The organism is Ornithinibacter sp. (assembly GCF_035443565.1).
Taxonomy (GTDB): Bacteria; Actinomycetota; Actinomycetes; order Actinomycetales; family Dermatophilaceae; genus Fodinibacter.
On the sequence record NZ_DAORSO010000281.1, the window covers coordinates 1 to 1,937 of the forward strand.

A 1,937-nucleotide genomic window follows, 5' to 3' on the forward strand; every position below is an offset into this window, starting at 1 on the left:
CCCCCGAGGACCTGCTCAAGGAGCACAGCGCGGATGCCGTGCGCTACTGGGCGGCCAGCGGTCGCCTGGGCACGGATGCCGCCTACGACACCGGCCAGATCAAGGTCGGCCGGCGCCTCGCGATCAAGGTGCTCAACGCGAGCAAGTTCGCGCTGTCGTTCGGGTCGGTCGAGGGTGACCTCGCCGCGCAGGTGACCGAGCCGATCGACCTGTCCCTGCTCGCCGGCCTGCGCGACGTCGTGGCCAAGGCCACCGCCGGTTTCGAGGCCTGGGACTTCACCCGCGCCCTCGAGGTCACCGAGCAGTGGTTCTGGTCGTTCTGCGACGACTACCTCGAGCTCGTCAAGGACCGCGCCTACGGTGCCCAGGGTGACGCCGGGGCGGCATCGGCCCGTGCGACGCTGCGGATCAGCCTCGACGTGGTGCTGCGGCTGTTCGCGCCGGTCCTGCCCTACGTCACCGAGGAGGTCTGGTCCTGGACCCACGACGGGTCGGTGCACCGCGCCTCGTGGCCGACGGTCGACGAGGTGCCCGGCAGCGGCGACCCGGCCGTGCTCGGGTCGGTGGGTGCCGCCCTGGCCGTCGTGCGCAAGGCGAAGTCGGAGGCCAAGGTCGGCATGCGCGCCGAGGTGCCCTCGATGACCCTCGTCGGGCCGGATGCCGTGCACGCCCACGTGCGCAGCGCCGAAGGTGACCTGCGAGCGGCCGGCAAGCTCACCGGCATCCTCGACTACGCCGAAGGCGATGAGGTCGCCGCGCGCGACATCGAGCTCGTGGCGGTCCCCAAGCCCACGGCCTGACCCACCCGACCCTGACCCACCCCGCCCACATAGTTCCCGACTTCGTGCGACTTGCGTGCGGTCTTTCCGGCCAAAAGCCCGTGAAACCGCACCGAAGTCGCACGAAGTCGCGTTCAGATGGAGTCAGGCGGGGGCTGCGTCCGGGGCGACGGCGTACCCGGGTCGGGTGACCGAGCGCAGCCCCGTGGGGCGCACCGCGAACCACGGCACGTCCCACCCGCTGAGCGCCAGCTGTGCGTCGACGACGACGTCACGCCGCAGGTGAGTGACCCGGCCGCTGCCGGGATCGTAGACGTCGAGCATGCGGTCACCGTCCCCCGGGAGGATGAGCACGACGTGTCGGGGCAGCGTGGCGTTGCCGACGTACAGCAGCGCCGGTTCACCCTCGGCGACGACCTCGACGAGGGTGTCGAACGCCAGGACCCGGTCGGTCCGGGAGTCGGCGCGCAGGACGTCGGTCGTGTAGTGCGTGCCGCGGCGAGCAGCCCCGAACTCGAGCTCGCGACGGGCCCCCCACGGCGGCGTGCCGAGTTGGCGGGGCCAGGGGACGTTGAGCCGACCGGATCCGGGGAACAGGCTGTTGGTTCGCCGCATGACGATGCGTTCGTAGGCGGCGAACCGCTCCCCCGGTGTGGCCCCCTGCGGAGAACCCGGCGGATTGGGAAGACCGGTGCGCACCCACGAGGCGAAGTGGGGGTCGACGTGCATGCGGGCCACAGTGAGGCAGGCCGAGCCACACGTCACGGGGGACTGCTGGACGGGGCCGGTGTCTCCGGCACGCAGTCGATAGGGCATCACCACTCCCCCATCGTGTCGGCCCCGGGGTCAGCGCGCCAGCACCGACCGTGGGGCGGGCGGGTGGGGCGGGTCCGCCCTCGTGCTGCTCGTCGTCAAGCTCGCGAACCTCGTTCCCGAGGGCGGGCGGTCAAGCTGATTCGCGCTCGATGAGGTCGACGTGCTGGACGATGCCGCGACCGTCCGGGGTGCTCGGGGCGGGCTCGGACTCGACGTCGTCGACCTCGTGGCCGAGCTGGCGCAGCAGCAACCGGGCCATCAGCCGTCCCTGGTTCTCGGTGCGCTGGCGGATGGTCGTCAGGCTGGGTTCGGCCATGCTCGCCAGCTCGATGTCGTCGAACC

At 71.7% G+C, this 1,937-nt stretch carries 3 protein-coding genes; 1 reads left to right on the forward strand and 2 read right to left on the reverse strand.

The genetic code is table 11. The features are described from left to right. On the forward strand, positions 1-800 hold an 800-nt coding region (locus PLL68_RS14460; protein ID WP_324535280.1), incomplete at its 5' end, for a class I tRNA ligase family protein. A 123-nt stretch (positions 801-923) separates the two neighbouring features. Here the strand turns inward: PLL68_RS14460 and PLL68_RS14465 are convergent. Continuing rightward, positions 924-1,595: a hypothetical protein gene (locus tag PLL68_RS14465; protein WP_324535284.1), complete on the reverse strand. Its 672-nt coding sequence runs from the start codon at positions 1,593-1,595 to the stop codon at positions 924-926. A gap of 130 nt (positions 1,596-1,725) precedes the next feature. Beyond that, positions 1,726-1,937: substrate-binding domain-containing protein (locus tag PLL68_RS14470; RefSeq protein ID WP_324535282.1), on the reverse strand; the 212-nt coding region annotated here is incomplete at its 5' end.

Bases quoted from the DNA above. Each gene is read 5' to 3' on its own strand.
- PLL68_RS14465 (WP_324535284.1), bottom strand. From the start codon at position 1,595: ATGCCCTATCGACTGCGTGCCGGAGACACCGGCCCCGTCCAGCAGTCC.